This window comes from Pleurocapsa sp. CCALA 161, assembly GCF_003003995.1.
Lineage (GTDB): Bacteria > Cyanobacteriota > Cyanobacteriia > Cyanobacteriales > Xenococcaceae > Waterburya.
In genome coordinates this window covers 1-6,651 of the sequence record NZ_PVWF01000178.1, presented here as the reverse complement: position 1 = coordinate 6,651, position 6,651 = coordinate 1, and the positions used below count along the sequence as shown (strand labels likewise).

6 protein-coding genes and 1 pseudogene are annotated in these 6,651 nt (G+C 39.3%); 1 reads left to right on the top strand and 6 read right to left on the bottom strand.

Annotated elements, in window-relative coordinates:
• Positions 1–973 precede the first annotated feature (973 nt).
• From C7B62_RS23590 to C7B62_RS23575, 4 genes and pseudogenes are all read right to left on the bottom strand, one after another.
• Positions 974–1,789 (bottom strand): metal ABC transporter permease, encoded by an 816-nt coding sequence (locus C7B62_RS23590; protein WP_106243387.1) that lies wholly within the window; start codon positions 1,787–1,789, stop codon positions 974–976.
• The gene (locus C7B62_RS23585; RefSeq protein ID WP_106243395.1) at positions 1,758–2,546 is read right to left on the bottom strand and encodes a metal ABC transporter ATP-binding protein; all 789 of its coding nucleotides are present in this window, start codon (positions 2,544–2,546) and stop codon (positions 1,758–1,760) included. Before C7B62_RS23585 ends, C7B62_RS23590 begins: the two co-directional genes overlap by 32 nt.
• Positions 2,547–2,687: 141 nt before the next feature.
• Complete coding sequence (locus C7B62_RS23580) at positions 2,688–3,635, bottom strand: metal ABC transporter solute-binding protein, Zn/Mn family (RefSeq protein ID WP_106243384.1); 948 nt, start codon at positions 3,633–3,635, stop codon at positions 2,688–2,690.
• Positions 3,636–3,744: 109 nt separating this feature from the next.
• Positions 3,745–4,176, bottom strand: a pseudogene (locus tag C7B62_RS23575) (Crp/Fnr family transcriptional regulator); the annotation flags it as partial.
• 171 nt (positions 4,177–4,347) lie between these two features.
• Here C7B62_RS23575 and C7B62_RS23570 point away from each other — a divergent pair.
• Positions 4,348–4,803 (top strand): globin domain-containing protein, encoded by a 456-nt coding sequence (locus tag C7B62_RS23570; protein ID WP_106243378.1) that lies wholly within the window; start codon positions 4,348–4,350, stop codon positions 4,801–4,803.
• Positions 4,804–4,859: 56 nt separating this feature from the next.
• Here the strand turns inward: C7B62_RS23570 and C7B62_RS23565 are convergent, their stop codons facing one another.
• Together C7B62_RS23565 and C7B62_RS23560 are read right to left on the bottom strand one after the other, a co-directional pair.
• Positions 4,860–6,119, bottom strand: a complete 1,260-nt coding sequence (locus tag C7B62_RS23565) for a glycosyltransferase family 4 protein (RefSeq protein WP_106243374.1) — start codon at positions 6,117–6,119, stop codon at positions 4,860–4,862.
• Positions 6,085–6,651, bottom strand: a 567-nt coding sequence (locus C7B62_RS23560) for an O-antigen ligase (protein WP_146132190.1), incomplete at its 5' end; no start/stop codon positions are given. The genes C7B62_RS23560 and C7B62_RS23565, both read right to left, overlap by 35 nt.

Genomic DNA, 6,651 nt, shown 5'->3' with positions numbered 1-6,651 from the left:
ATTTTGTGATCGCCTAAAACGAGTCTTTTATAAATCTCTTAACTTAAATAAGATCGCACTTTTTTTCTTAACGGATAGAGCTAACTGACAGTAACACAACTGGAGCATTTAACGATTTTAAGGTCATCACTTCCGCGGTATCGTCCGCGTTCAGCGATTTTTTATATGCTAAAGTCAATCGTCGCAATGCCACGGAGTATCTACACCCCTAGTGCAGAGCATCCAATTCGTTGATGTGTAACCTAGCACAAAAGCGTCGCCTTCGAGTCTATAAAAAAATGTACTTCCTTTTAAAGTTGGACTGGGAACCTGGGTCAAGAACTGGGGTGTCAATTCATTAAGTTGAGTTGGATACGCCCCCTTTTTCTGTTTGAATTCGATTAGGGCTGCTGCTATGCGATCACCAGAATATCTAGTCTGGTGAGATACCTGGGCAGAAAGCTTCCCATTCACTCTGAAAAATAAAAACATCGCAATAAGGCACATTAGACTTACAGCGAAGCTAAACCAACCTCGTATTATGGCTGAAAAAATGAGAACGGCTACGAGAAGGACTGTGCTACCGAGAGAAAGCAACGCCATGAATCCAGTTGTACCGAAACCTAAAGCATGAGTTCCGAGAATGCGCGATGAGGTAACGGCTAACAGAACCGCAGCAATTGCGATTATAATCAATGTCCACTGACTTAACATAAAACTGTTAGTTTTCATTTGGCATATGCATATAATATGAACTACAAAAAAAATAATACAGATAAATTTTTCCTACTCCCCTAGTCCCCATTCATAATATTTGTAGCAAACATTTAAGTATTTCATGTAACTGTTTATTATTACAGAATTGTTCCGTATAATTCACCATAGAACAACCTCCTAAAAAACTGTTGGAACAAGTAAAAGATGTTATTCGGCTTAAACATTACACTTAACAAACAGAAAAAACTTATATTCAAAAGATCCAAAACCTTCAACTTCAACCCTGCCGAAACCATAAAGCCATTGCTAAAAACCCAAACAACTGAACCAAAACAATACTTGGGCCACTAGGCAAATCAAACGCGCCAGAAATAACCATTCCCGTTACTCCACTCATCGCACCCATACCCGCAGCAGTAGCTAAAAAAGGGACAAACTGCTGGCAAATTAATCTGGCAGAAGCAGCAGGAATAACTAAAAAACCATTAACTAATAAAATACCAACTGCCCGAATAGTTAGGGCAATAGTTATTGCTAAAAGCACGATAAAAAAATAGCGATGAGAGCGAACGGATACCCCTTTGACTAAGGCTAAATCGCTGTTGAGAGTTAATAATATTTGCTCAGGCAAACTAATAATTAGCCAGGCTAAAGTTACAGCTAAGAGTAACAACAATAAAATTAAATCTGTATTGCTAATCGCTAGAATATCACCAAACAAAATTGATAATAAATTACCGCGATATCCTTTTAAATAACTAAAGCCAATTGTTCCCAAAGCTATTGAACCTGATAAGGAAATACATAAGACTGTATCGCTGCCTAAATCAGTTTTGTCGATTAGATAAATAACCCCTAATCCAAAAGCAACTGTAAAACCAATCAATGTCCCAGTGGAAGGAAGTTCTAACAACGCAGCTAAAACTACTCCCAACATTGCCGAATGTCCTACAGTATCGCCAAATAAAGATAGACGACGCAGGATCAGAAAGCTGCCCAAGATTCCCCCTAAAATACCAAGCAGTACGCCACCTAATACCGCCCGTTGCATAAAGGGTAAACTAAAAAGACTCAGAAAGTCTGCTGGGTTCATGATGATGACAAGTGGGACTAACTAAAGAACCGTATATTTGTAAGAGGTTTTCTGGAGTGAGAGTAGTTGAGGGCGAACCCTGATATAGTAAGCGACGATTCAAACAGATTACCGAGTCGCAATATTTACTGACTAAATCTAAATCGTGAGAAACTTCTAAAATTGTCCAGTTTTGTTCTTGTTTGAGATTATTTAGCAAAGCAGCAAATTCGATTTCTCCCGTAGCATCCACCCCTGCTAAAGCTTCATCGAGAACTAGGAGACGACGGGGAACGACCAAACAATAAGCCAGTAAGACTCGTTTTAATTCCCCTCCGCTAAGAGTGCCGATTTTTTGCTTGGCTTGTTTAGTTAGATGAACCTGTTCTAAGGCTTGGTAGATCATCTTTCGTTTCCGTTTATTGGAGTACCACCATTGTTTGTTATTTAATCCCAAACCCACTAATTCGGATACAGTTAAGGGAAAGGTGCGATCAAAAGGAAATTTTTGCGGAATATAACCAATTTCAGTTTTAAATTGCTTTAACTGTTTATTATTACAATTAAACAGCCTAATCTTACCCGATCGCTTTTCAATTAAGCCTAAAACAGTTTTGATCAGAGTGCTTTTTCCCGCACCGTTAGGGCCAATAATCGCTGTATGAGTACCTGGCAATAGTTCAAAAGAGACATTATCTACCGCTAGGTATTCCCCGCGCATTACCGATAAATTATGAACTGTAACTATGGGTTGGGTAACAGATAAGTTTTGGTGCATTAAATTTACTGTTTGTTTATAGGCAAAAGCAACAATCAACAAGATTACTTTTGACTTTTCCTCTTCCCGCAGGACAATGTGATTTTTAACCGCGGAAGGCGGTGAACGCAGGTGCCTTTTCAAGGCAAAGTACCGTTCACTTCATTTACAAGCTCTTTCTAAAGCTGCTAAATTATTTCGCATGACTTGAAAATAATATTGGGTATCGGTTTTTCCTGACTCTAGAGGATCGATCGCTTCTAATGGTAGATTTAAGTCACTGGATATCTGTTGAATGCGCTTATCTTCGATACCAGGTTCGGTAAGTAGGGCTTTAACTTGATACTTATTGGCAGCTTGTTGTACTCTTTGGATATCCTTTGGAGTAATACTATCTTCAGGAATCTCTACTATTGCTTCTTGCTTGAGTCCGTAGCGTTGTGCTAAATAAGGAAAGGCATCATGAAAAGTAATAAAGTTGCAACCTTGAACTGGTGCTAATTTTTGAGTAAATTCACTATCTAACTGTTGTAGTTGTTGAATATAAGCCTCGGCGTTGGTACGATAGCTATCTGCGTGATTAGGATTTATAGTAATTAAGCGATCGCGAATATTGGCTACCTGTTGTTGTGCCAACACTGGATCTAGCCAGACGTGAGGATTTCCTCCTTCATGGTGGTGTCCTGTTTCTTCTTCTGTTTCTTCTTCGTGTTCTTCCTCTTTAATGACTGCTATTCCTTCACTAGCATCAATTTGCTGGAGTTTAGCATTACCTGCATTGGCTACTAAACCTGCTAAGAATTCTTCAATACCCAAACCGTTTTCCACTAACACATTTGCTTGGGCTAACAGTTTGACATCATCTGGGGTGGCTTGATAATCGTGTACTTCTGTCCCAGGAGAAATTAAAATGTTTACTTGCCCCGTATCTCCAACTACGGCTTGAGTAAACAGATGAATCGGCAGGAAAGTCGTGACAATTTTGGGACTGGAATTATTTTGCGCCTTAGCCAGCGCATTTATTGAAATAGCCGATATGCAAGTTAAACCAGCTACTAAAGAGTATTTTAAGAAATTTCTCCTGGAAGCAAAAAAAACGTTTAATAGCATTTATTTTGTTATTATAGAAAATAATGATAATCGTTATCATACACTGAAAAATCATAAATGTATAAATTAAATATTACCTTTACCAAGGGAAGTTGGTATTATAGTTAAATTATTTTGTACTTTTGGGATCACTAAATGCTTCTAATTGTGAGCGATCTAAAATAATAATCGTGCCACCTCGTTTATAGGTGATGATTCCCTTGAGTTTTTTGAACAACCGCACACATTCTTCGTAAGTAATACCAATACTACGAGCAATTTGATAGTAGGGTAATTTAACATTTAAACGTTCTCCGTCTGCTACTGGATAAGTACCATCGTGGATTTGCGAAGCATAGCCGTAAGCATCGCCATAATATTGAATTAATCTCACTAAACGTACCGTTGCTTGCTCGGAAATCAATCCGTGGACTGTATTGTGGAGTTGCTGTAACCGTTTGTTAAACACCTCTAGTATGCGTAGGCTAATTTCTGGCGATCGCGAAATGACTTCTAATAAAGCAGATCTTTCGATAGTTAATATGCACGACTCTAATCGAGTTTGGATATGACTCATGACAACTACGCTCAATTTTGCTAGAGCCTCTGGACATCAGATATTACTATTAGCAGCAGCAGGGAAAATTTTAAAGCTGCGGTAAGCGATCGCATCCATGCCCATACAAACCCAAGAAAATCTCACATTGACCTAACTTGATCGGAGTAAGTAATCATGACCCAGAAAATTAGCCAACAAACTATCGATATTGTTAAATCTACTGCCCCCATCTTAAAAGAACATGGCAAAACCATTACAACGCGGATGTATGAAATCATGTTTGCCACCCATCCCGAAGTAAAATCCCAGTTTGATATGTCAGCACAAGCTAACGGTACTCAATCAGCCAAACTTGCTACCGCAGTATATGCCTACGCTACCCACATTAACGACTTGGGGGCATTAAAAACAGCAGTGGACAAAATTGCCTACCGTCATGTTGCTACCCACGTCTTGCCAGAACAATATCCCGTCGTGGGGGAATGTTTGTTAAAAGCGATTCAAGATGTACTTGGAGATGCCGCTACTCCAGACGTAATGACAGCTTGGACAGAAGCTTACGGAGCTTTAGCGGATATCTTTATCAATCGAGAACAACAAATTTATCAAGATGAGAATTTGTCAGGGTAAGTTTTGTCAGTAAGCCAAGAATCCCACATTTTTAGCGTAGCGGAAACGCAGGAGTGTCAACAATTTGGATTTAGTGTCAAATGGGTTCTGTAAAGAGATGCATAACGGCGTGCTTGTAATTCTTGACTAAACTCTTGTTTTGCTTTAGCACGAGCGCGATCGCCTAATTTTTGATGTCGCTCTTGATTTTCCAAGATCCAGACAATTCCTTTCGCCAAATCTTCGATCTCGAAGGGTTGAGCTAAATAACCGTTGACATGATGCTCAATTATCTCTGGCATTCCACCAATATTAAAAGCAACAGCAGGAGTCCCACAGGCGATCGCCTCTACAACCGTATTAGGTAGGTTATCTTGAACTGATGGTGCGACAAAAACATCCGCAGCCGCATAAACTTGCGCCAAAGAAATATCATCGTTTAATTTACCTAGGTAATGAGTTTTAAAGCCGAGATAAATCTCTTTCTCTGGTTGTGAAGCACCAACTACAACTAGCTCTAACTTGTTTTGCCATCCCGACTGGCATAAACTTTCTAAAGCTGCTTGCAGAAAATAAAATCCCTTACGACGATCACTAGTGGCTTTAATTGCACCAAACATTACTAAATGTTTGTTTTGAGGTAATCCAATTAGCTCTCGTACTATTGGACGATTAACTGGCTTATATCGTTGTATATCAACACCATTGGGAATTACTTCAACTCGTAAATTTTTAAATAGAGAACTTGAACCAGCACATTTAGCCAACCACTCGCTAGGGGTAACGATAGTCAGGGGAAGATTTTTCCAGGCGTGAAATTTTCGCTGCCAAACCCAACGAGATAAGTCGTACTGGCGATCGCTTTTTAGCTGAGGACAAGCACCGCAAGATTCGACATATCGTCCACAATTGTCATCGTAATGACACCCTCCTGTAAAAGCCCACATATCATGCAAAGTCCAAACAATAGGTTGACCTAACTTAGCCATTGTTTCGATCCGCAAGTAATTATCTTCAACCCAATGCAGGTTAATCAAATCTACATCGAGTCGAGCAATTCTCGAACAAATTGCATCGGGTAGCCATTGAGTTGAAAAGAGAGCTGGTTCGCGCTGACGATAGAACTTTGACGGTATGGTATCTAAAATTCCACCTATTTTGGCAAGCCCCTTTTCCAGATTAGTTTGGGGTGCAATTACGGTGCGATCGCTACTCATTTTTTGTTGAACCAACATCTGAGAAGAAATATTGATATTTTGCAATCCCCTATGCAATCGATAAGCAGCACGGGGACCTCCCCCCTCAAGATCCTTCGTGCTGATATGTAGTATTTTCATATTTAAGATTGATTAATTTATTACCAGTTTTAAAAATTCGTTTTAAATGAATTGCAGACGAGCAGGCAATAGATACATACAATACCCAATATAAAGAGCGATAAGAAACCAGTAGTCCTGGAAAAACTTCAGAATAACTAGATATAGCGATAAATAATAATAGTTGCAGCATCCAAAAATATTCTATTTGTTTGGTAAAACCAAGCAACAAAATCACTCTAATTAAGACTAACAAAAAACTCAAGCTTACTAGTGCCATGCCCAAAAAGCCTAACTGCAAAAATAATTCTACATAAGCACTATGAGAATTCCCGCTCTGCTCAACAGCTTTAATCCAGGTATTTAGCTGGACTCCTAACCTTTCAGCTGGATTATTCCAAAATGCACCATAACCATAACCCAGTAATGGTTTTTCCATCCCTCTGCGGATCAAATAGTCCCAGAGTGGGAGACGTCCACTAAATTTAAGATCCTTGCCCAACAAATCGACTATGATAAAATTCAAGTTGACCAAGGTAATTGTAGTCATAGC